At 71.2% G+C, this 23,433-nt stretch carries 14 protein-coding genes and 1 pseudogene; 6 read left to right on the top strand and 9 right to left on the bottom strand.

Features of this window, described 5'->3' with window-relative positions; all coding sequences use genetic code 11:
- Window positions 1–51 precede the first annotated feature (51 nt).
- Entirely contained in the window at window positions 52–393 is a 342-nt protein-coding gene (locus IE271_RS34660; protein WP_190194447.1) for a DUF5713 family protein, read from the top strand.
- A 79-nt stretch (window positions 394–472) separates the two neighbouring features.
- Here IE271_RS34660 and IE271_RS34655 read toward each other — a convergent pair whose 3' ends face one another.
- Window positions 473–1,678, bottom strand: coding sequence for a cytochrome P450 (locus IE271_RS34655; RefSeq protein WP_190194446.1), 1,206 nt, complete (start codon window positions 1,676–1,678; stop codon window positions 473–475).
- Window positions 1,679–2,140: 462 nt separating this feature from the next.
- Here IE271_RS34655 and IE271_RS34650 point away from each other — a divergent pair, with 462 nt between their 5' ends.
- The 5 genes from IE271_RS34650 to IE271_RS34630 all read left to right on the top strand — a co-directional run bounded on the left by IE271_RS34650 (window position 2,141) and on the right by IE271_RS34630 (window position 11,622).
- A complete protein-coding gene (locus tag IE271_RS34650; RefSeq protein ID WP_190194445.1) occupies window positions 2,141–4,783 on the top strand; it encodes an alpha-L-rhamnosidase-related protein in 2,643 nt (880 codons plus the stop codon).
- A gap of 411 nt (window positions 4,784–5,194) precedes the next feature.
- Window positions 5,195–5,548, top strand: a complete 354-nt coding sequence (locus tag IE271_RS34645; protein ID WP_190194444.1) for a DoxX family protein — start codon at window positions 5,195–5,197, stop codon at window positions 5,546–5,548.
- 396 nt (window positions 5,549–5,944) lie between these two features.
- Window positions 5,945–7,330, top strand: coding sequence for a cytochrome P450 (locus IE271_RS34640; protein ID WP_190194443.1), 1,386 nt, complete (start codon window positions 5,945–5,947; stop codon window positions 7,328–7,330).
- Between the two features lie 439 nt (window positions 7,331–7,769).
- Window positions 7,770–9,809, top strand: a complete 2,040-nt coding sequence (gene shc, locus IE271_RS34635; RefSeq protein ID WP_190194442.1) for a squalene--hopene cyclase — start codon at window positions 7,770–7,772, stop codon at window positions 9,807–9,809.
- 1,321 nt (window positions 9,810–11,130) lie between these two features.
- On the top strand, window positions 11,131–11,622 hold the full coding sequence (locus IE271_RS34630; protein WP_190194441.1) for a hypothetical protein: 492 nt from the start codon (window positions 11,131–11,133) through the stop codon (window positions 11,620–11,622).
- 220 nt (window positions 11,623–11,842) lie between these two features.
- Here the strand turns inward: IE271_RS34630 and IE271_RS34625 are convergent, their stop codons facing one another.
- From IE271_RS34625 to IE271_RS34590, 8 genes and pseudogenes are all read right to left on the bottom strand, one after another.
- Window positions 11,843–12,466 carry a hypothetical protein gene (locus tag IE271_RS34625; RefSeq protein WP_190194440.1) on the bottom strand — a complete coding sequence of 208 codons (624 nt, stop codon included), beginning with the start codon at window positions 12,464–12,466 and terminating at the stop codon, window positions 11,843–11,845.
- A 152-nt stretch (window positions 12,467–12,618) separates the two neighbouring features.
- Window positions 12,619–13,263, bottom strand: coding sequence for an ATP-binding cassette domain-containing protein (locus IE271_RS34620; protein ID WP_229919767.1), 645 nt, complete (start codon window positions 13,261–13,263; stop codon window positions 12,619–12,621).
- Window positions 13,264–13,277: 14 nt separating this feature from the next.
- Window positions 13,278–14,174, bottom strand: coding sequence for a somaliensene A/B synthase (gene stsC / locus IE271_RS34615; RefSeq protein WP_190194439.1), 897 nt, complete (start codon window positions 14,172–14,174; stop codon window positions 13,278–13,280).
- Between the two features lie 79 nt (window positions 14,175–14,253).
- Window positions 14,254–15,324: a polyprenyl synthetase family protein gene (locus tag IE271_RS34610; RefSeq protein ID WP_190194438.1), complete on the bottom strand. Its 1,071-nt coding sequence runs from the start codon at window positions 15,322–15,324 to the stop codon at window positions 14,254–14,256.
- Between the two features lie 137 nt (window positions 15,325–15,461).
- Window positions 15,462–17,459, bottom strand: coding sequence for a squalene--hopene cyclase (gene shc, locus IE271_RS34605; RefSeq protein WP_268256258.1), 1,998 nt, complete (start codon window positions 17,457–17,459; stop codon window positions 15,462–15,464).
- A gap of 333 nt (window positions 17,460–17,792) precedes the next feature.
- Window positions 17,793–20,120 (bottom strand): PAS domain S-box protein, encoded by a 2,328-nt coding sequence (locus IE271_RS34600; protein WP_373308884.1) that lies wholly within the window; start codon window positions 20,118–20,120, stop codon window positions 17,793–17,795.
- Between the two features lie 319 nt (window positions 20,121–20,439).
- Window positions 20,440–22,533: an FUSC family protein gene (locus tag IE271_RS34595; protein WP_190194436.1), complete on the bottom strand. Its 2,094-nt coding sequence runs from the start codon at window positions 22,531–22,533 to the stop codon at window positions 20,440–20,442.
- 505 nt (window positions 22,534–23,038) lie between these two features.
- A pseudogene (locus IE271_RS34590) lies at window positions 23,039–23,433 on the bottom strand (ABC transporter ATP-binding protein); the annotation flags it as partial.

The following is a 23,433-nucleotide window of genomic DNA, read 5'->3' as shown; positions in this document are numbered from 1 at the left end:
TGGTGTCGTGCATGATCGGCGCGTCAGTTCTCCTACCGGGACGAGGGCACCATGCCGATCACCAACCAGCAGGTGGCGGAGCACGCGTTTCTGCGGCAGCTGTACGCGGACTCGTACTTCCCCGATCACGTCGTCGACAAGGGCCGGGAGGTCCTGCTGCGGCTGTGCGAGCGGATCGAGAGCGAGCGGCCGTCGGATCTGGCGGCTCTGTACGCGCTCACCCGGGCCGCGACGGAGGAGTTCAACCTCCTGGAGACGGAGTTCGAAGCGGCCGGGAGCGAGATCGAGACGGTCGCGCGGGAGGAGATCGCCGAGGACTTCTGGTTCGTCGCGTCGGCCTACGGGTTCACGGACGCGGACGTGGAGGAGCTGATCGCCGCCCGGGACTGGTGAGCGACAGCGGCGCCGCCCGCGCGGTCAGGTCCGGCGAGGCGCCGACGCAGCGCTCCGCGTCCATGGTGATCCGCACGGCTCACACGTCCCAGGTGACCGGGAGACTCTTCACTCCGTGGATGTCCGCGGTCTCCGGGCGCAGGGCGACCTCTTCGGCCGGTACGGCCAGACGCAGTGTGGGGAAGCGGTTGACCAGGGCGGGGAACGCGACCCGCATCTCGACGCGGGCCAGCTGCTGCCCCAGGCACTGGTGGATCCCGTGACCGAAGGCCAGGTGTCCGCCCTCCTGCCTGTGCAGGTCGAGCGTGTGCGGATCGGTGAAGCGCTCGGGGTCGCGGTTGGCGGTGTGGTACGACAGGATCACCCGCGAGCCGGCCTTGACGGTCTGGCCGCCGAGTTCGACGTCCTCCAGCGCCGTCCTCATGAACGTCTTGGCCACGCTCAGATACCGCAGCAGTTCCTCGACGGCCCGGTCGGCGAGCGCGGGCTCGGCGCGCAGCGCGGCCAGTTGCCCGGGGTTCCGCAGCAGCGCGAAGGTGCCCAGAGCCAGCATGTTCGCGGTGGTGTCGAGTCCGGCCGCGAGCAGGATCAGGCTGATCCCCTTCAGCTCCTCGTCGGTCAGATCGGTGTCGGCGAGGTCGCCGAGCACGTCGTCGGTGGGGTTCGCGCGCTTGGCGGCCACCAGCCGTGCGAGGTAGTCCTGGGTCGCGGTGTAGGCCGCCACCAGGTCCTCGTCGCTGGTCTCCCCGTCCATGAACGAGTCGACCTGTTCCTGGAACGAGCCCCGGTCCTCGTACGGCACTCCCAGCAGCTCGCAGATCATGACGGCGGGGATGGGCTTGGCGAACGCGGTCACCAGGTCCGCCGGCGGCCCGGCCTGCTCCATGGCGTCCAGGTGCTCAGTGGTGATCTGCTCGACGCGCTCGGTGAGCAGCCGCATCCGCCGTACGGTGAACTTCCCCATCAGGGGTTTCCGATAGCGGCTGTGCTGGGGTTCGTCCATGAGGAGGAACTCGCCGGGCGGCGCCGGAGGAATCTCGATGTCGCCGTAGTCGATGGTCGGGTGGAGCATGAGTTCCTTGCGCGAGCTGAAGCGCGAGTCGGCCAGGACCGAGCGGACCAGGTCGTATCCGGTGATCAGCCAGCCGGGTTTCCCTCCGGGGAAGGTGAAGCGGCTGATGGGACCGTGCCGTCGGGCGTCGATCAGCTCGGCCGGCGGGTCGAAGGGGCAGCCGGGCCGACGCGCCGCCGGCATCGTCGTGACGGTGTACGGGGACTCACCCATGACTGTTCCTCATCTCGCATGACGGGATGTTTTACGATGCTTGAAAGCTACGGTGCGTCCGGAACGACCGTCAATCACACAGAACACGTTTCCCCAGCTGGAGAGCGGTAAATTGATGCAATGACACTGGAGCTGAACGCAATAACGCGTTGCAATGAATGCAGTCGAAGGCAATACCTGCGGCATGCCACCGCCGCCGGTGCGGACCGGCGGGAGCATCGGCCTCACCCCGCCCTGCCCCGCCCCGGCTGCGGAGGTCGTCGCCACGTCCTCCTGGCCGGCACCGCCTCGACCGGCACCGGAACACCCTGATCCGAAGCACGCGTTCAGCGACCGGTCCCCGCACCCGCGGCGTCGGCCGCACTCCGTGCGACACCTGTACAACAAAGGCGTCCCTCGGACAGCGTCGCACCGCACGCTCGGCCTGAATCGTTTCAGTCAGACATTCCACAACGAGGTGTCATGTCACAGAGCCGCACCGCTTCTCCCGACTCCGACCCCGCCCGCCGTACCGTCCTCGCGGCGGGCGCCGCCATGGTGGCGCTGTCCGCCGCCGGTCTCCCCCTGGCCGCCGCCTCCCCCGCCACCGCCGCCCCCGTCGAAGCGGATCCCGCTCCTGCCGTGCCCCGCGGCACCACTTCCTGGCACCGCTACGTGCAAGGCCCTTCCAGCCGCACCGTCCGGCCCGTGGCCGTGACCGCGTCCGCCGGGGACGTACGCCGCCCCGAGGCACTGCTCGGGCGTGGCGGGGCCACGACCGTCCTGCGCCGCCCCGAACCCGCCGACCCGCCGAGGTGGCCGCGGGGAACCACAGCCGAGGCGTCCTCCTCGCACGCGGGCAACAACGGCAACGACGGCACCCCGCGCACCTACGACGCCACCAACGCCGTCGACGGCGACCCGGACACGTTCTGGAACGACGACACGCAGGGCGCCTTCCCGGACACGCTCACGATCACCGTGCCCGCGCCCCGGCGGCTGTCGGGCATCACCGTGCTGTCCAACAGCGACGGCGTACCGACCGGCTTCACGGTCGAGGTCTGGCAGGACGATGCCTGGAGCACCGTCGCGACCGTCGTCGACAACGATGTCATCCAGTGCGCCGTCCCCTTCGCGCAGCCGGTCCCCACGGACCGGGTCCGCATCACGGTCACGGGCGTCCAGGACACACCGCGCGGAGCGTTCACCCGGGTCAACGAGGTGTGGCCCGCGCCGGTGGAGGCGGTCGCCGCCCCCAGTGTCACCGTCGACTTCGGCAAGGTCGTCGTGGGACACCCGCGCATCCGCTTCGCCTCGGCGTCCGCCAACTCCCCCGGTGTCCGCCTCGCCTTCTCGGAAACCGTGGAGTGCCTCACCGACCGCTCCGACTTCACCCGCTCCGACCAGGCCGGCGGCGCGGGCCGGGGCACCGATCAGTTCGCCGTTCCGGCGCGCGGCACCACCTGGACGGACCGCAAGGGTCACCTGCGGGACGGAAAGGTCTACGCCGACGGCCTCCACGGTTTCCGCTATCTGAGGATCACCCTCGACGCGCTGCCGTCGGACGCGCCGGTCGCCCAGCCGTGGGGCACCGTCGAGATCGACTCCGTCGACCTGGACTTCACCGCCTACCTGGGCACACCCGGCACCTACCGCGGGTGGTTCCTGTGCTCCGACGACGCCCTCAACCGGTACTGGTACGGCGCCGCCTACACCAACGAACTCGTCACCGACACCTTCCGGCAGGACGACGTCGACCCCCGCGGCGCCTGGAGCGCCTCGCTCGAAGGCCGGCTGGTGCTGCACGACGGTGCCAAGCGCGACCGCGACCCCTACGTCGGCGACCTCGCCGTCTCCGCGCCCACCCTCTACCTCACGCACGACGACGCCGCCGCCGCGGCCCGCAACGTCCTGGCCGACCTGGCCGACCACCAGCGGGCCGACGGCTGGATACCGCCCGCCTCCATCAACGGCTACACCCTCCCCCTGTTCGACTATCCGCTGGGGTGGGTGACGTGCAGCTGGGACTACGTCCTGTACACCGGCGACCGCTCCTACGCCGTCCGCCACCACCCGAACCTGGTCAAGGTGCTGGACACCTGGTACCCCAGCGTGACGGACAGCTCCGGACTGCTCAGCAAGGGGCTCAACGGCACCGGCGGGTACGGCGACTACGCCTTCCTGGGCCGCACCGGGCGCGTCACCTACTACAACGCCCTCTACGTCCAGGCCCTCGACAACGCCGCCTCGCTGGCCCGCTGGCTCGGGCACACGGCGGACGCCGAGCGATGGGCCGGCCGCAGCCGGGAGTTCGCCCGCGCCGTCAACGCCCATCTGTGGGACGACTCCGCCGGGGCCTACCTCGACTCCTCCACCGGAGCCGTGCGCCACGCCCAGGACGGCAACCCCCTGGCCGTCACCAACGGCATCGCCGACGCCGAGCGGGCGGCCGCCGCGCTCGACCACCTCGACGCCACGACGCGGAGGCCGTACGGCAACGCCTTCATGGACAACGACACCCTCTTCGCCGAGGCGTCCCAGCGTGTGTACGCCTTCACCTCCTACCCCGAGATCGTGGCCCGGTTCCGTACCGGACGGACCGCCTCGGCCCTCGACCAGATCAGGCGCACCTACGGCTGGATGGACGGCCACGATCCCGGCGTCACCCACTGGGAGGGCATCGGAACCGGCGGCTCCCTCTACGAGGGGGCCTACACCAGCATGGCGCACGGCTGGTCCACGGGCGTACTGCCGGCACTGACGCACGAGTTGCTGGGCGCCCGTCCGACAACGCCGGGCTACACCGGCTGGGAGGTGCGTCCCCACCCCGGTGACGTCGCCTGGGCGCAGGGCCGGCTCCCCACCCCGCACGGCCCCCTCGGGGTGGAGTGGGAGAACACGGCATCGTCCTTCACCCTGACGCTCCAGGTGCCCCGCGGCACCCGTGGAACGGTCTTCCTGCCGGCGGCCGACCCGGCGCACACGGTGGTACGCGACGGAGGGCGGATCGTCTGGAAGGGCCGCCCCGCAGCGGGCCGCGGCGTCTCGGTGGCCGGTGACCGCCTCGAGGTCACCGGCCTGGGGCCGGGCTCGCACCGTCTCGGTGTCACCCGGTACAAGCGCTGAACAGCGGCCGGCCCGCGTGCGGACCCCGCCCTGGTGCCGGGGCCCGCACGGGGCCGGCTCGACCCGGTCGGTTCCGAGGCCGACGTGCCGGCCGTGGCCGCCCTGCCGTCCGACCGCTGAATTCGGGAAGCAGTTCCACGCGGCGGCGACACCGCCACGGGGGGGACACGTCCGCACGGGGCGGCGCGGGTGAGTGTTCCTTCCTCGGCGACGGCGGCCGAGGAACCCAGCAACCGGGTGTCCACTTTCGTACGCCGGGTCATGGCTGCGGCTGTTGGACGTAACCGTACGGCCGAAGGGAAGCTGGTCGTGGACCCGGGAAGGCTCCTCGCGGCGGGCGCGCCCGGCCCGCCGGCGCACGATGCACCCGCTCGAGGACAGCCCGACAGAGGGAAGGAAGGTGCGTCGCCCATGTCCACCGCCTACGTCATCACCGTCCTCACGGCCCTGGCCAACGCGGGCATCGCCGTCGCGGATCTCACCAGGGCCGGATTCGTCGTCGCCAACTCCGCCGCGGTGGGCGTCCCGCCCGCCTGGCTCCCCCGGCTCGCCGCGCTCAAGGCCGCGGGCGCCGTCGGGCTGCTGCTCGGCCTCGTGGGCGCCCCGGTCATCGGCGTCGCCGCCGCGACCGGCCTCGTCCTGTTCTTCCTCGGCGCCGTCGCGGCGCACGTCCGGGCCCGCGTCTTTCACAACATCGTGTTCCCGAGCGGCTATCTGGCCCTGGCCGCGTCGTCCCTCGTCCTCGTGCTCACCGTCCCGCGCTGAGGACGGTGCCACGCCTCGGATGGTGATCTTCAGGATGGCCGGGCAGCGCAAGGGCACCCGCCCGGGCACCGGCGCACGCCGGTCCGCAGGTGACGAGGTGTGCTCCGACCGCGGACCGCGCACGCACCCGTGCGACCTCGGCCTCCGCCGCGCGCAGGACAACGGCACGAGCGTCCTGGCCGCCGCTGACACGGACACACCGGCGAGCCGCCCCTCGTCCGCCGAAGGGGTGGGGCGCGGGCCCGCGGGTGTCGGTGATCCGTACCGAGGGGCACGCGTGCGAGCATCGGCCACGTGCCACCGCGCTCCGGGCGGCGGCCGGCAGGTCCCCGCCCGGCTCCGTCGCCGCGGACCGCCAGGTCCTCACCTCTCACCGCGTCTGGAGGAACCGTATCCGTGCAGACCGTCCCGCTCCGCCCCGTACCCGGCCCGCGCGGCCTGCCATGGCTCGGGAACCTGCCCGCCTTCGGCAAGGACCCGCTGACGTTCCTGGCCCGGCTGCGGGACGGCTTCGGCGACGCCGTGACGTGGTCCCTCGGCCCGCGGCGCAGCCTGTTCCTCTCCCACCCGCAGCACATCGCCGAATTCCTCGGGTCCAGGGCCGGCCCCTACGACGTCCTGCGGATCGGCTGGGCCGTGCGCCGGCTCGTCGGTGACAGCCTCCTGCTCAGCGCGGGTGCCGACTGGCGGCGCAAGCGCGGCATGGTCCAGCCCACCGTCCGCCCGCGCCAGGTTCGCCGCTATGCCCGGACCATGGTCGACAGCACCCTCGCGGCGGCCGGCCGCTGGCGCGACGGCGACCGCTTCGACCTGCAACGGGAGATGACGCTCGTCACCCAGCGCATCGTGCTCCGTACGCTGTTCGGCAATGACCTCGGCGACCGGACCCGTGCCCTCGGCGCGGCGATGGCGGCGGCCGAACGCGCGGTCGCCAGCGAGATCCGGGGCATCCCCCTCTTCCTGCCGGGCTGGGTGCGTCTGCCCTACCGCCGGCGCCTGCTCGACGCCGTCGCCACCATCGACGCCGAGATGCAGCGGCTGGTCGGTGCGCGGCGGGCCGGGACGGGCCCCGGAGGCGGTGCCGGTACGGGCGGCGGGACCGGCCAGGACGACGACCTGCTGACCCGGCTGCTCGCGGCGCGGGACGAGGAAGGGTGCCCGTTGTCCGCCAAGGAGGTCCGGGACGAGTCGGTGGCGCTCTGGGCGGCCGGCCACGAGACGACCTCCACCGCGTTGACGTGGGCCTGGTACCTGCTGTCCCGGTCGCCCGAGGCACGTGCCCGGCTGGACGAGGAAGTCGACCGCGTCCTGGACGGCCGGCCGCCCACCGCCGAGGACTACGAGAATCTGACGTGGACCCGGCAGATCATCAAGGAGAGTCTGCGGCTGTATCCGCCGATCTGGCTCATTCCCGCCGTGGCCGGGGAAGGCGCCGTCGTGGGCGGTTACACCGTTCCCGTCGGTACGACGGTCTGGTGCAGCCCGTGGACGGCCCACCGGGACGCGCGCTGGTTCCGTGACCCCCTGGCGTTCCGCCCCGAACGCTGGGACGCCCAGGCCGCCGACGTCATCCCCGAACACGCCTGGTTCCCGTTCGGCGGCGGCCCCCGCAGCTGCATCGGCGCCCGGTTCGCCCAGGTGGAAGCGGCTCTGATCATCGCCACCGTGGCACAGCGCTTCCACCTGGACGTCACACCGAAGGAAGCGCCCCATCAGATCGGCATAGTCGTTCAGCCTGCGGTGCCACTGATCGCCACCGTACGCGCTCGCCCCCGCTCGTGACGGCAGGGCTCGGGCACAGGCTCTCGTCCGGCGGTTGCGGCGCCACCTCCGACCCGCCGCCGGCAGCCCTGCCCCGGACACCGCCCACTGCCCCGTTCTGCAGCCGGTAGCGGCCCGAGGCACCCATGCCGGGTGAGTCAGCGGGCCACCAGCGAGATCGACCGGTCGGTCCGGCGCCCTGCCCGGTGCAGTGCCGCCCGGCAGGCGCCCTACGGCAGTACACCTCGGACCGAGGGGCCTGCCGAAGTGTCACGCCCAGCTCCTCGTCACCTGGCCCGCCGCTCGTCGACGGCGCCTCGTGACGCCGGCACCGCGTCCAGCACCCTTCGACGACACGGATGCTTCGGTGCGCTGTGCCCGCACTGTGCCCATGACGCCCGGTCCGACATCCCCAGTGCAGCGCGCACAGGAGAGGGCACCGGCGATGAACAGGAGAGCCATGACATCCACGGCCGACGACGCGTCCACCGCACGTCCACCGCACCCTCCGGAGAACGCCGGGAGAGCCACCGGAACCGGGACCGGCACCGACTTCGCCTTCCCCCCGTCCGGGCCGGAGGAGGAGGCGGCCCGGCGCGCGGTGCTGCGGGCCACCGACCACCTGCTGGCCCGGCAGCACGCCGAAGGGTACTGGCTCGGCTTCACGCAGACCGATGTCTCCTTCGACGTCCAGGACCTGCTCTGCCGCCTCTTCCTCGGCATCCTCGACGACCGCCTGGTCGCGGACAGCGGCCGGTTCATCCGGTCGCAGCAGCGCGCGGACGGCACCTGGCCGCTCGCCCCCGACGCCGACGGGCACCTGGGGACCACCATCCAGGCGTACGTGGCTCTGCGGCTCGCCGGGGACAGCCCCGACGAGGCACACATGCTGCGGGCCGCCGCATGGGTCCGCGCGCAGGGCGGTGTCGCCGCCAGCCAACTGATCTCCCGCTACTGGCTGGCCCTGTTCGGCTGGTGCAGCTGGGACGACCTGCCCGAGATCCCTCCGGAGATCATCGCGTTGCCGGACCGGGCCCCTCTGAGCATCTACTCCTTCGCCTCCTACGCCCGCGTGGTCCTCGTGCCGCTGGCGGTCATCAGCGCGCACCGCCCCGTACGGTCGGCCCCCTTCGCCATCGACGAACTGTTCGTCTCCGCGGGACCTCCGGCCGCCACGACGGCCAAGGCTCCGCTCCCCGGCCGGGAACGCGCGTCCCAGCGCCTGAACAGCGTCCTGCGCGCCCACCGCAAGGCCGTCCCCCGCCCGGCGCGCCGGGCGGCGCTGGCGGCCTGCACCCGTTGGCTGATCGAACGCCAGGAGGCGGACGGCAGCTGGAACGGCTACACCCCGACGACCGTGTACCCGGTACTCGCCCTGCACCTGCAGGGCTACGCACTGGACCACCCGGTCATCAAGGCCGCCCTCGGCCGCCTCGACGCCGGCTGGGTCCGGGTCGAAGGGGACAAACGGATGGTGGAGACGGTCCTGTCTCCGGTCTGGGACACCGCCCTGTCCGTCACCGCGCTCGCCGACGCGGGGCTGCCGCCGGGTCACCCGGCGCTGACCGCGGCCGCGGACTGGCTGCTCGGCCGGCAGACCACACGACGCGGCGACTGGGCCGTGCGGCGTCCCCGTCTCGCACCGGGCGGCTGGTCGTACGAGTTCGACAACCAGACCTATCCCGACAACGACGACACCTCCGAGGTGATCCTGGCTCTGCGCCGGACCGGGCACCCCGACCGGGCACGCGTCGACGCCGCGGTGGACAGGGGTGCACAGTGGGCCCGCGGCATGCAGAGCGAGGACGGCGGCTGGGGCGCCTTCGACGCCGACAACACCAGCACCCTGCCCGGCAGGCTCCCGTTCTTCGACTTCAGCGGGTACTGCACCGACCCGCCCACCCCCGATGTGACCGCCCACGTGGTCGAGATGCTCGCCTTCCTGGGGCAGCGCGACGACGTCCGCACCCGGCGCGGTGTCGGCTGGCTCCTTGCCCACCAGGAGGACGACGGCTCGTGGTACGGCCGCTGGGGCGTCAATCACGTGTACGGCACCGGCTGTGTCGTGCCCGCACTCGTCACCGCCGGCGTCCCGGCCGGCGCCCCCGCCGTCCGACGGGCCGTCACGTGGCTGGTCTCCGTGCAGAACGGCGACGGCGGCTGGGGCGAGGACTGGCACTCGTACGAGGATCGCTCCCGCATCGGCAAGGGTCCGTCCACACCCTCGCAGACGGCGTGGGCCCTGCTGGCCCTGCTGGCCGCCGGGGAACGGGACGGTTCCGCGGTCCGGGCAGGCATCACTTGGCTGACCGACCGGCAGACGAAGGACGGCACCTGGGACGAACACGTCTTCACCGCCACGGGCGTGCCCGGGGTCGACGCACTGAGTTACGGCCTCTACCGCCACGTCTTCCCCCTCACGGCCCTGGGCCGCTACGCCCGGCGCCAGGACACCGGGGCACCGGCGGCCGGGCCTTCGGCCGAGCCGTCAGCCGGTTGAACCCCGGCCGGGGACCGGCGGAGACCGTCGTACGGCCGTCCCCGCCGGTACGGGCGGCGGCGCCGAGCCGGGCCCGCTGCGAAGCGGGCCCGCGAGAGGCAGGACGAGCAGGACGGCGCGCTGCCGCCCCTTGACCGGAATGCCACCGGAAAGGCAGGAGGCTACGCTCGCACACTCCGCACGGGCAGGTCTCTCTCCATGTCAGGCATGAGACCCACGAATACGTCGAGCGTTCTTTCCGCCCTCTCGTCGCGTCGGACAGCGAAGGCGGTCATGGAAAAGGCGCAGCGACGACGCCTCATGTCATCCGAAGCCTCCGTCGATCACGCCGATCGGAGTGACCGCGTCGCCGCATTGGCTGTACGGCATGATCAACGGAAGCTGGGAGACGTTACTGGACGAGCCATGTGCGGAATGAGCCGTGTAAACGTCTTTGTGACTGTTGGAACAGTCCTGCGCGAAGACGGGCGACAGGGCACCCCCGACACCTCCTGCCCAGGAAGGGGCTGCCTGCATCGCGACCACCGCACTTGCCGCGATAACTGCCGCGCGGGAGAACCTATGGCTGCTCATGACAGGACAACGATCACGCCCGGAAATCGTCACGCAGTGTTTTCCGGATACCCATGCGTCCACGAGGCCGGGGCCAATCCCTAAGGGATCATCCCGTTCGATCACAGGTCCCGCCCGTGTTCGGACCGTCCGACGCGGCGGCTCACCGCCGGCCGCCACCCTCACCACAGCAAATGCAACGGAACACGACGTTACGCCGTACACAGAAGAACATATCGGATGAATCACCCTCATATAAAACCCCGACCGTACGTCACCCACCGAACACGAACATGGCGGCAACGACGGCAGGAAGCCATTCCACGGTCCGCCACAAATAAGATCACCGGATTCCACGGAATCCAGGGCGGATCACTCCCCCGAAGAATGCAGCAGCCTTCGCGCCGAATGTTCCACTCACGTGGGCGATATCAACTGTACAGGTTGACGCGCCCGTCACCGACCTGCCCTTATTCGATTCCGCGCGGCACATCGACTTCGGTCGGCATCAATGATTCGGCGAACGCCTTGACCACCATGCGGGGCGGATCGGGACTCGCCGCGGCGAGGATCTCCTCGACCAAGGGAGTGCAAGGGCAGAATGTCAGGTGCGGTCACCGTGCTAGCCTCCTCCCGAAATTTGGTCGTCTTGAAGGATCAGCCGGTGGTCGCTCATCTGCTCGGGAATTCGCCATGGGGCCGGAAAAGGACCTGGATCAGGTCCAGCCCGTACGCCACACCGCTGGACACAATCGGAAGGAGAGTAAGAGTGGGCGTCATCGCCAGAGTGTTGGGCAAGGAGCTGTCGTACGACAACTGGCCCAAGAGCCACGACAGCTACCGCAGTGACATGGCCAGGGCCGCCGGCATTGGTGTGGCCCGTATCCGCTGCCATCGCACCACCTGGGACTACCTGCTGGAAAGCGTTCCCCGGAACTTCGAGGAGGAGTTGTACAGCCGTAAGAGCGCCGGCGCCGCCTTCCGCCCACCGTCCAAGGAAGAGATCACGGCGGAGAAGGACGGCATGGCCACGGTGCCACTGTCCGGTACCGCGCTCGCCGCGGTGCTCAGCTGGTGCCGGAACATCCAGTCGCACACCGTCTCCAGTCCCTGGAGCACCCTGGACCGGTCCATCGGGCGGCGTGTCGGCGTGGCGATCTCCCAGGCCCTGGACAATGTGGTCCCCTGTCGCGGCCAGGACGGTCCGACGGCGATGATCTATCTCGATGACCGGATCGCGGAGAGCGACGTCACGACGTAATGCGTCGGCACGCGGCGCTGGGCTCCGTTGTGGGGACCGGCCCCGTTCGCACGGGTGGCTGCGCCTCGAACGCCGCCGCGTGCCCGCAGACTCCGAAGCGGTCCCGGCCTTCTCGGCCGGGGCCGCTTCGGCGCTGCACCGCTCTACGGCACGCCGGTTCGTCCCGCAAGCAGCGCACGCACGGAACGGAGCCGTGTCCCGGGATGTCGGGCGTCCGACGTCACACGGGTGCTTCAGGGGCGATCCGGCAATGGGAGCGTGTACGGACGTAGAAGGCCGATAAGGCCAGGGCGCTGGTCACGGCGCACCAGGCCAGTGAAGGCAGGCCGTAGAACCAAGGTGCGACAGAGGTGAAGGCCGCGGCCAGTGCCGACTGGTTCGCGCCGTACAGGGGGAGCACGGTCAGGCCGGTGATGTCGGCCACGTTGAGGACCGGGTTCTGCAGACCGGTGTCGACCAGGCTGAGCATAATGACGAAGAAGAAGCCCTCCAACTCGCCACGCACCAACGAGCCGAGCAGCAGGCCGATGCCGCCGTACGCGAGGCCGGCGCTGAAAAGGGCGAGGACCAGGGGGCTCAGCTGGGTCACCGGCAGCGAACTCCGCAGCAGGACCGCGGCGTACAGCGCGAGAAGAGCGGAGATGAGGGCGGCGGCACTGATCTTGGCCAAGAGCATCTGGGGACGCGGGTAACCGGCCAGCACGAGCCGGCGGTCCATCTCCCCGGCCTTGAAGGTCTCCATGAACATCGAGAAGCCGATGACCAGGGAGACGGCGGCAAGGGCGTTGACGACCTGGCTGACCTGATTGGCCCGGGCGTGGACGACGACGCCTGCAGAATGCAAAGAGAAAAGCACGGGCCGGCCGGGGGCGCACAGACGCGCTACGGCGATCCACGCGGGAATGAAGACGACCGCCAGAAGCACTGCTATGCGACTGTGCAGGTGACCGAGGAGAGTACAGCGCAGCATCTCGGTGAACGCTGTCCGGCGTGCCATCATCCGTGCGGCTCCTCCATGTCGAGGCGGCCTTCGCGCAGGTGGCCGATCGCATCGAAATGGTGTCGGTCGTGCAGTAGGTGCGACACCACGACGATCGACCGGCCCTGGTCACGCAGGCGGTCGGCGAGCGACCAGAAACGCTGATGCGTGTCCCAGTCGAAGCCTTGGTAGGGCTCGTCGAGCACCAGGAGGCACGGATCGTGCATCAGGGCGAGCAGCAGATTCAGCTTCTGCCGCGTTCCTCCGCTGAGCTCCCCGGCTCGTTGCCGCCCGCTGTCGGCACACGCCAGGACGTCCATCAGCTCGTGGGCCCGCGTGAGATCCGGCAGCCGGTAGGCCAGCTGGAAGAGCCGGAGATGCTGGGCAACGGTGAACGAGTCGTTGAGCACGGCGCGCTGCGGGCAGTACCCCACCGTGCCGGCACGTACGACCGTGCCCCGGTCGGGCGCCAGCTGCCCCACGGCGATCCGGAGCAGGGTGCTCTTGCCCGTGCCGTTCTCGCCGACGATGCCGATCAACGCCCCGCGGGGTACATCGAGGTCGGCGCCGCGCAGAACGTCTCTGCGGCCGTACGCCTTCCACACATCACTGATCCGCAGCCGTGACTGCCGTTGCGCGTGCTGCGACGCCTCTGCGCTCACACCGGGCCCTTCGGTCAGCGGAGTGTGTAGATGGAAGCGGCCAGGGCGAGGGTGTACCACTGTTCCACCAGGCGATAGCTGCGCTGATCGGCTTCCCTCCCGCGCAACAGCACCACCCGGACGGAGAGCAGCAGGCTCAGAGCCCCCAGGAGCACGTCCGTGGCGACGATCCACCAGTGCTGGGCGGCGGGCGCCATGAGGAAGTAGTGGATGGCCACGGGGCCGACGGCGAAGCCGCAGCACAAGAAGACGCGGGTGCGTGTCTCTCCGAAGACCAGAGGCATGGTGGAGCGGTGCACCGCTCGGTCGCCGGTGATGTCACGCAGGTCCTGGACGGACATGAGGAAGGTCACGGTGACCGTCAGCGTCACGATCCAGCGCCAGGCGTCCGGCGTGATCACGGTGACGATCTGCCAGGCGGCCGCCAGCTGGGCGACGACTCCGATCCCGGCGTAGAGGTTCCTGCCCACCCAGTGCCGGCCCCAGCCGTACTCGTGCTGCAGCAGGGAGAGGATCTGCCACATCAGGGCCCACTCCAGGACACCCAGACAGTAGCCGTACAGGGGGAAGACGATCCGGACGACGATCAGGCGCAGCCGGGCGCCCCGCATGCTGCTCCGGCCGGTGACCAGCGGCCGGAAGGGCTTGTTGACGCGGTCTTCCTCGACACCGACGAGCTGGTTGGCCAGGGTGTGCTCGTAGACGAACAGCCAGAAGTACAACGCGCCCAGGACCACGGTGACCGCGGCCTCGGGCACGGAGAGCCGGGCATGGACGACGGCCGCCATGACGAAGCAGGTGGCGGGGAAGACGGTGGTCCAGCGGTCGGCACTGATGAAGAGCCAGCTCAGGCGGATCTCATGCCAGGCGGACTGCAGCACCACCACGGGCGCGGTCAGGGTCGTGATCACTGTGCGGTTCCGTACTCCGTACTCGGATGGGCGGTTGACGAACCGGGCTCCGGTGCCGGCCGGTGAACGTCGCCCGGCTTCACGTGGTGCGGTGCACGATCGCCTCCACGACGTTCTCCAGCGTGTGGATCACCTTGGGCGGGAAGGGCGAGGAGGCCAGGGAGTCCAGAGCCCGGCGGTATCTCTCCTCGATCATCTGCTCGACCGCCGCCCGGGCCCCGGTGCTGACGAGGAGGGAACGGATCTCCGCGGCCTCCTGCTCCCCGAGGTCGGGGTCACCGAGCAGGGTGCGCAGCCGGTCGGCCTGGTCCGGATCGCAGGCGCGCAGGGCGTGGACGATGAGGCTGGTGCACTTGCCCTCACGCAGATCGTCCAGACGCGACTTGCCCGTCCGGTCCGGGTCCCCGAAGACGCCCAGCACGTCGTCCCGGAGTTGGAACGCCTCGCCGAGGGGCACGCCGTAGGCGGTGCAGGCGCTCATGACCTCCGGTCCGCCGCCGGCGAGGGCCGCACCCACCTGCAAGGGGCGTTCGATGGTGTACTTGGCGGTCTTGTAGCGGATGACGCTCATCACCGTCTCGAGGCTCGCGTGCAGATCGCCGGTGATGAGCAGGTCCAGGTACTGGCCGGCGATCAGTTCGCTCCGCGCGAGGTCGACGCAGCGCAGTACGGCGGTCCGGTGGGCGTCGGGCATCGGCGTGGTGTGCAGCAGCTCGTCGGACCACACCAGAGCCAGATCGCCCAGGAGGATCGCGCCGCCCATGCCGTACTGCTGCGCCAGCCACGGCGTGTGGTGCCGGTCGGCCAGTGCCCGGTGGACCGTGGGGCGCCCGCGACGGCTGTCGGACGCGTCCATGATGTCGTCGTGGATGAGCGCGCAGGTGTGCGCCAGTTCGATGGAGGCGGCAAGCCTGACGGCGTGCGCGGTGTCGCCCTGGCCCCCTGCCGCGAACCAGCCGGTCACACACAGCAGCGGACGGACTCTCTTCCCGCCGGACATGAAGTCGCGCAGCATGCGGATGAGGGCCGACTGGCGGGGTACGGGAGCGCTCCGTGCCTTCTTCGTCAAGAACCCGTACAGGAGATCATCGATTGCGGCGCGCGGCGCGAAGAAGTCGGACGCGGCCGCCAAGGTCGTTTCAGCACTCATGGCAAGGACGCCCTTCAGGAAAGAGGCCAGGCATCTGTCGCCTCACGACACGGACTCTCGGCTGACGATGCGGAACAGGGGAAGCACCACTTGAGCAACGCGTTGTTCGAGGGCAGGACCGTGCAGCCCCGCTCGCGTCACGTCGGAGCCGGGCCACTGGCCGCGTCACTCCCGTGGCCGGTGCGCTGGACGTAGCGGCCCAGTGCCATCAGAGGGAAGAGATGGCCGTAGTACCCGTAGTGCGCGGCCACGGCCCCGGGGACGAGCGTGCCGGTGAACTGCGGTTCCCACCAGGTGCCGCGGTCCGTCTGCCGGTCGGCCGGCCAGTGCACCCCGGAGCGGACCGCGGCACTCTCGCGTTCACCCGCTGCCAGCAGTGCCAGCAGCGCCCAGGCGGTCTGCGAAGGAGTCGACGGGCCACGGCCGCGGTGGGCCGGGGCGACGTACGCCTGCCAGTCCTCGCCCCAGCCGCCGTCCCCGTTCTGCACCGACGTCAGCCAGGCGACGGCGCGCCGGACGGCCGTGTGGTCATGGGGGACCCCGGCGGCGACGAGAGCGGGGACGACGCAGCCGGTGCCGTAGAGGTGGTTGACTCCCCAGCGCCCGTACCAGGCACCGTCGGCTTCCTGCCGGTCGAGCAGCCGGCGCACGGCACGGCGGGTGGCGGCGTGGCGCTCCGTTCCGCAGGCGGACAGCATCTCCACCGCATGGGCGGTGACGTCCGCGGTGGGCGGCTCGGCGCAGAACTCACCGAACCCGAAGAACGGGAGCCTGCCGGGAAGGGCGCTGGTGTTGTCGGCGTCGAAGGCCGCCCAGCCACCGTTTCCGCTCTGCATACCGAGGCACCACCGCACTGCCCTGTCCACCGCGTCGTCGACACGCGTCCGCTCGGGGTGGACGACGCGGCGCAGTGCGAGAACCGCCTCGCAGGTGTCGTCGTTGTCGGGGTGGTTCTGATTGTGGAACTGGAAGGAGCAGCCTCCGGGAGCCAGGCCGGGCCGTCGTACGGCCCGGTCACCCGGTCGGTCGGTCGGCCGGGTGAGCAGCCAGTCGGCTGCCTTGACCACCGCGGGGTGGTCGGCGGCCAGGCCGGCGTCGAGCAACGCGGTGATGGACAGGCAGGTGTCCCAGACCGGGCTGTGGACGGTCTGCAGCGCCCGCACGTCCTCCTCGGGCCAGGCGGCGCACTCCTCCGGGTACTTCCAGCCGGCCTTGAGCACCGGATGCTCCGGCGAGTAGCCGTGCAGGTGCAGGGCGAGGATCACCCATGTGGTCATCGGGGTGCACGCCCCCCAACTGCCGTCCGCTTCCTGGTGTTCCACGAGCCGGCGGGCACATGCGTTCGCCGCCGCCTTGCGCACCGGGCGCGGGACACGCCTGTGCCAGGCGTGCGCGACGGCGTTCAGACGTCGCAGAGCCCCTTCCCGGCCGCCCGCCGGTGCCGATGTCGGCGCCCGCACGGAAGCATCGGACACCGCGAGGAGTTCATCGATGCCGAAGGGGGGCGGCCGCACGGGCCGGTGCTCGTTGATGATGCCGAGCGCCACGAGCGCCACGAGCATGACGGCGCTGAAAGCGTAGATGTTCAGGGGCGCCCACCCGGGCAGGGCGATGATTCCTGCGGGAACCATGGGAAGACGGTCCCGGCTCCACCAGCCGAACATGGCGAGCCATACGCGTGCGGTCAGCTGGCTGGCCTCGACGCCGCCCTGTTCCCGCACCCACGCCGCGCACCGGAGCATGTGCTCCGCGTCCGGGCTGTCCCCGGCGAGCCGAAGAGCCACGTACGCCTGGACCGTGGTCCCCAGATGGCCCGGGCCGTCGAAGGCGAGGGGCCAGGATCCGTCCGCACTCTGCTGGGAACGGATCCACCGGCCGCTCGCCTGCGCCACGCGCTCGTCCAGGACACCCAGCGAATGGCGCAGGAAAAGATCATGGGCGTCATAACTCACGTCCGTCCTGAAAACGCCCTTCCACCACCCCTCGGCATGCTGCCGGGCCAGCAGGTGGTCCACGGCTTGCAATAGTGCACGCCGGACCGTTTCCTCTTCAGGGCCGGACGCAGGAAAGGTGAATGTCACATCGGCGCCCCCCGCAGGGGCCGATTTCTTCTCCCGTGACGCGTCGCCAGCCATGGCCGTCATGACACTCCTCAATGGTGGGACCTGCGGACGCCTCCGTGCGCAGAACTTACGCGACGTGGGCCCTGTACTCGGGAAGCCGGTCGCTGCGGTCGCGAGATGCACCCGAATGAACAAGGAGAGTCCGATGAATGCATCGAAAATAAGACGGCGCCGAGCTTTCCGCTTATCTCCTGGTCTGCACATCCCTCATACGAGTGCCGCGCGGAATACGCAGATCGAACTCACGGAGTTCGGCGCCGCGCGACAACTCTTGATCATTTCGGTGTCACGTCGTCATGCGGTACGCACAGGGGCGGGCCGGCGCCCGAGAAGGCGGACGCTCCGTCAGGACCGCAGGGTGAACCAGGTGGTCTTGCCGTCGTCGGTGGGGCGTACACCCCAACTGTCGGCGAGGGCGTCGACGAGCAGGAGTCCGCGGCCGGACTCGTCGTCGGGGGCTGCCAGGCGCGGCTGGGGCAGGTGGGGGCTGTGGTCGCTGATCTCGACGGTGAGTTCGGTGGCGGTCCTGCGCAGGTGGAGGCCGAGGGGCCCCTGGGCGTGCTGAACGGCGTTGGTGAGGACCTCGGAGACCAGGAGCCGGGCGTCGTCGGCGAGGTGGGCGCAGTTCCAGGCGGTGAGTGTCTTGCTGAGGAAGGAGCGCCCGTCGCCGACGGCGCGGGACAGGGCGGGCAGGTCGGTGGTGGCGGCGGCCAGCGGGGCGGCGGGAAGCCGGGCCAGGAGCAGGGTGACGTCGTCGTCGTGGCCCTCGGCGTCGGGCAGCAGGCAGGCGAGGACGTGGTCGGCGGCGGCTTCCAGGCTGTCGGGCGTGGTGAAGGCGTCGCCCAGGGCGCGGGTGAGGTGGGCGATGCGGCATTCGATGTCGCTGCCGGGGGTCTCGATCAGGCCGTCGGTGTAGAGGACCAGCGCGGCGCCGGGCGGGACGGCGGTGCGGGCCTGCTGGTGGAGGATGCCGCCGACGCCGAGCGGCGCGCTGATGGGTGCCTCGATCTCCCGCACGCCGCCCGCCGGGTCGGCCAGGAGGGCGGGCAGGTGGCCGGCCGAGCACACGGTCACCTCGCCGGTGTCCGGGGCGAGGATCAGGTAGCAGCAGGTGACCAGTTGGTCGGGCAGGTCGAGGTCGGCGACGATCGCGTCGAGGGCCTGCATCAGCTGGCGCGGTTCCATGCCGGTCTTGGCCAGGGCGTGGGCGGCGGCCCGCAGCTGGCCCATGACGGCGGCGGCGTCCAGGCCGCGCCCCATCACGTCGCCGATGAGGATGCCGACCCGGCCCGCCCCCAGGGGGAGGAAGTCGAACCAGTCGCCGCCCACCCCGGCGCCCTGGGTGGCGGGCAGGTAGCGGCTGGCGGTGGCCAGTCCGGGTATGGCCGGAGGAGTGCCCATCAGGCTGCGCTGGAGGGTGAGGGCGATGTGCCGCTGCTGCTCGTACAGGGCGTGGAGCTGGGCCTCGGCCCGCTTGCGGTCGCTGATGTCGCGCACGATGGCGCACGCGCCCTCGACCGCGCCGTCGGCGGCGCGGGTGGGCCACAGGGTGACGTCGGCGTCGAACAGCTTCCCGTCGCGGGTGACGCGGAGCGTCTCGAAGTGCTCGATCTTCTCCCCGCGGGCCAGCCGTTCCAGGAGCGTGGTGATCTCGGAGGTGCGGTCGGGCGGGGCGAGCATCGTCACGTGGTGGCCGAGCACCTCCTCCTCGCTGTAGCCGTACAGCCGCTGGGCGGCGGCGTTCCAGTAGGTGATGTGCCCGTCGAGGGTCTTGGCGAGGATCGCGTCCTGGGAGGACTCGACGAGGGCCGCGAGCTGGTTGATGTGCTTCTCGGCGGCCTTGCGGTCGCTGACGTCGCGGACGGCGGCGGAGACGAGGAGACCGTCGGTGGTCTCCAGCGGACTGAGGCTGATCTCGACGGGGAACTCGGTGCCGTCCTTGCGCAGCCCGTGCAACTCCAGACCGGCCCCCATCGGCCGCACCTGCCGGGTCACCGCGTACGCCTCCCGGTGCCCGGCGTGCTGAGGGCGGAACCGGCCCGGGATCAGCAGTTCCACGGGCTGGCCCAGAAGCTCCGCGCGCCGGTACCCGAACATCGACTCCGTCTGCGCGTTGACCAGCCGGATACGCCCCGCGTGGTCCACGATCACCATCGCGTCCGGCGCCGCCTCCAACAACCCCCGGAACCGCTGTTCGGCGGCCTTGCGGTCGCTGACGTCGCGGACGGCGGCGGAGACGAGGAGACCGTCGGTGGTCTCCAGCGGACTGAGGCTGATCTCGACGGGGAACTCGGTGCCGTCCTTGCGCAGCCCGTGCAACTCCAGACCGGCCCCCATCGGCCGCACCTGCCGGGTCACCGCGTACGCCTCCCGGTGCCCGGCGTGCTGAGGGCGGAACCGGCCCGGGATCAGCAGTTCCACGGGCTGGCCCAGAAGCTCCGCGCGCCGGTACCCGAACATCGACTCCGTCTGCGCGTTGACCAGCCGGATACGCCCCGCGTGGTCCACGATCACCATCGCGTCCGGCGCCGCCTCCAACAACCCCCGGAACCGCTCCTCCGCCTCCCCCGGACCCTCCTCCGGGGAAGTGGTCCCGCAGCGACAGGACGGCGGCCCCGCCGCCATGGCCTCGCTTGCGGCCTCGCTCGGTGACGCTGTCCTGACCTCGTCCATATCGGCCCCACCCGGCTGGTAGATCTACGGTGCATGGGCATAGGCCATCACAGCGCATAGGCGTCCCCCGTACTTCCGGATGCCCTCTACTGCTCCGCCCGCGGCCGAACCTGCCCGCTTCGCTGCGACAAACCATCGTTTTCCGAAGGCCGCCCCGCGGGGCCGCCCGGACTCCGTAGAGCCTTCAAGCATTTCTTCGGGAATCCGGACCTCTCAGCGGTCCCGGGCAGCCGTTCTCCGGCACGGTCCGTCCTCGCGGCAGGGACCCCGCGTCCACCGGTATCCCGCGTCCCGCGGTCGGGCGCCGGCCCCGGACGGGTCAGGCCGCGCGGCCCAGTGCCGCGCGCTCCAGGTGCTCCACCGATGTCACCGTCCGCAGGCACGCGGTCAGCGCGCGGCTGCGGGCGTGGGAGATGCCGTCGGGTTGCGTCGGGTCGGTGAGCTGGGCGAGGCGGCCGCCGCTCGCGATGCGGTCGAAGGCCTTGCGCAGGTCGCCGGTGCGCAGCGGGGCGTCGAGGGCGAGGTCCTCGGCGAGCCGGTCGAGGTGGTCGCGGACCTCGGCGGCGAACAGGGCCGTCTCCGGCACGGCGTCCGACGGGGTGCGCGGCAGGCTGCCGTGCACGAGGGCGGCGGCGTGGCCCACGTCGAAGACGGCGGCCTGGATGGCTCCCAGCTCGGTGGCGTTCCAGCGGGCGCGGTGGCTGTGCGGTTCGTGGGCGAGGCTGCCGATGGCGGCCTCGAGCTGTTCACGGGTCCGCCGGACGTGGTGGCGCAGGGCGTCGAGTACGGCGGGGTCGACGGCACCGGCCCGGGCGTATCCGTCCAGCAGGGCGCCGAGCAGGTCGCGCTGCGCCTCGACCCAGCGGGCGAGCAGCTCGGGCAACCGGTTGTGGTGGTACGTCGGCAGGATCAGGAAGACCGCCATGCCGACCAGGGCGCCCACCACCGTGTCGGCGGCCCGGCCCCAGGCGGCCTCGGCGGTCGGGAACAGGCCGATGCCGCCGATGAGGAAGACGATCCAGGCGGTGATGAAGATGTTCAGCACCCACTGGCCCATGAGCAGTGCGCAGAAGGCCAGCAGGGCGAGCACGGTGGCGGCGACGACCAGCGCGCCGTGGTTCCAGACGTCCGGCAGCAGCAGCGCCCAGGCCACGACGCCGCCGATGACGGAGCCGGCGGACCGGCCCCAGCCGCGGGTGAGGGTGTGCCCGTAGTCGGGGAAGAGGACCAGGATCGTGGTGAGCGCGGCCCAGAAGCCGTGGGAGGGCAGGCCGTGCCCGCCGAAGTCACCGGTCCAGCGGCCGACCGCCTCGCCGGCGACGGCGCCCACGGCCAGGCGGACGGTGTTCATGAACAGCGGGGCGCCGGGGCGCAGCTCCGCGGCCATCCGCTGCCGACCGAAGCGGGCCGCGCCGGCGGGGAAGCCGACGAGGTGGTGTTCGCCCAGGTCGAACTCGCCGGGGCGGTCGGAGCGGCGCAGCGTGTACCGGGTGAGGTCGAGGACCTCGGCGAGCCGGGGCATCACCAGGTCTGCTTCCGGCCCACGCCAGCGTTCCAGTTCCTGCGCGGAGGTGCCGAGGGCGGTGTCCAGGTCAAAGGCGCGGCCGCTGCGGACCGCCGCCGCGACGGCCCTCAGGACCGCGGCCACGGCCGCGCGCGGTACGTCCTTGGAGTGCGCGGTCGCCTTCAGGGCCCGGCGGACCTCCTCGGCGGCGCCGTACAGGGCGAAGAGCGGTCCAGCGGGGCGCCGGGCGAAGGACGGCAGCACGCCGAGCGCGGTACGGGCGAGGGTGAACGGCGTCGACGGCAGCCGGCCCGCCGAGCCCGCCGCCGCGTATCCGGCGAGGGCGCCGTAGAGAGCCGCGAGGTTGCGGCGCTGGTTGTGGTGGCGCATGCCGTACGGCGGGAGGAACTGGGCGACCACGACGATGCCGGCGCCGACCGCGATCCAGCGGGCCATGACCAGGCCCTGGTGCACGTCGGGCGAGAGGTCCGCGGTGATCATCGCGCCGATCACCATCAGGCAGGAGCGGATCCCGGGGACGATGCCGAACGCGCGCCACAGGCCGGCGACGTACGAGCCGACGAAGAGGAAGAGGAGGAACCACCAGCCCAGCTCGTGCAGGTACACGCCCGCGAACACGGCGGCGCTGAAGACGGCGCCGCTGATCAGGCTGACGGAGAAGCGGTCGCGGGTGGCGGGGAGGAGCGTGCAGATGCCGCAGATGAAGGTGCCCACCATCATCATCGCCCACGCCATGCGGTCGTCGACGGCCCAGCCGATGACCGATCCCGCGACCAGGGCCACGGCGGCCCGCGTCAGGTCCTGCGGATCACACCATCTGCGTTCGACGCGCGTCGCCGCCACTAGCGTGCGGGCGACGGACGACCACCACATCCTGCCGGTACTCATACATGTATATTACACCTAACCTTTTTCCGTTGTATAGCGCAACCAAAGTCGGTCGCGATGCCGCGGGCGAACCGCGGCGGGGATCGTCGAGGCCCGGGGCTGCTGTCGGGCCGGCCGTCGGTGAACAGGTCGCCGACGGCGACGGCGACGGCGACGGCGACGGCATAGAGGATGCGGTCGAACCGAGGGCCGGGGCGAGGCCCCGGCACCTCGTGGCACCGCTACCTGCAGCAGCGACAGCACCAGCACCTGATCCAGCACTTGATCCAGCACTTGATCCAACAGGAGCAGCCTCAGCCGCCCTCCCCCGGGGGACCCGCCGCCACCTCCCCGGACGCCCGCCACTTCCCGGCGAGCCGCGCGCTTCGGTCGTCCGGGTCGCGGAGGTCGGTCGACGGGGCCCGCGCTGTGCGGTGGCCGTCCGCCGGGAGGGCGGCCCGCCAAGGGCCGGGGACCGGCTCGATCGCACGGCTCCCGTCCTCGTGCGGGCCTGCGGCGACGTCTCTCAGCCCCGTCCCGGCACCGTCGCGACCGGCCCCGGCAGCCCCGCGGGACCGGCCCCCGGCAGAGCGTCGTCAGAGGCCGGTTCGGCGCTCTCGCCGAGGAAGCCGCCCGACTGGTGCCGCCACAGCTTGGCGTAGGCGCCGCCCGCGGCGAGGAGTTCGCCGTGGGTGCCCTGCTCGACGACGTTTCCCTGGTCGAGGACGACGAGGCGGTCCATGCCGGCGACGGTGCTCAGGCGGTGGGCGACCACGAGGGCGGTGCGTCCGTCCATCAGCCGCCACAGGGCGTCCTGGACGAGGAGTTCGCTCTCCGAGTCCAGCGCGCTGGTGGCCTCGTCGAGCAGCAGGATCGGGGCGTCGCGCAGCAGGGCCCGGGCCAGGGCGACCCGCTGGCGCT

The sequence above is a fragment of the Streptomyces minutiscleroticus genome (genome assembly GCF_014650875.1).
Taxonomy (GTDB): Bacteria; Actinomycetota; Actinomycetes; order Streptomycetales; family Streptomycetaceae; genus Streptomyces; species Streptomyces minutiscleroticus.
This window is presented reverse-complemented; position numbering and strand designations above follow the sequence as displayed.

What these genes read in the sequence shown, in the direction of transcription:
- IE271_RS34660 (WP_190194447.1), top strand. Translation starts at nt 52, where the DNA reads ATGCCGATCACCAACCAGCAGGTGGCGGAGCACGCGTTTCTGCGGCAG.
- IE271_RS34655 (WP_190194446.1), bottom strand. Translation starts at nt 1,678, where the DNA reads ATGGGTGAGTCCCCGTACACCGTCACGACGATGCCGGCGGCGCGTCGG.
- IE271_RS34650 (WP_190194445.1), top strand. Translation starts at nt 2,141, where the DNA reads ATGTCACAGAGCCGCACCGCTTCTCCCGACTCCGACCCCGCCCGCCGT.
- IE271_RS34645 (WP_190194444.1), top strand. Translation starts at nt 5,195, where the DNA reads ATGTCCACCGCCTACGTCATCACCGTCCTCACGGCCCTGGCCAACGCG.
- shc (WP_190194442.1), top strand. Translation starts at nt 7,770, where the DNA reads ATGACATCCACGGCCGACGACGCGTCCACCGCACGTCCACCGCACCCT.
- IE271_RS34610 (WP_190194438.1), bottom strand. Translation starts at nt 15,324, where the DNA reads ATGAGTGCTGAAACGACCTTGGCGGCCGCGTCCGACTTCTTCGCGCCG.
- shc (WP_268256258.1), bottom strand. Translation starts at nt 17,459, where the DNA reads ATGGCTGGCGACGCGTCACGGGAGAAGAAATCGGCCCCTGCGGGGGGC.
- IE271_RS34600 (WP_373308884.1), bottom strand. Translation starts at nt 20,120, where the DNA reads ATGGACGAGGTCAGGACAGCGTCACCGAGCGAGGCCGCAAGCGAGGCC.
- IE271_RS34595 (WP_190194436.1), bottom strand. Translation starts at nt 22,533, where the DNA reads ATGAGTACCGGCAGGATGTGGTGGTCGTCCGTCGCCCGCACGCTAGTG.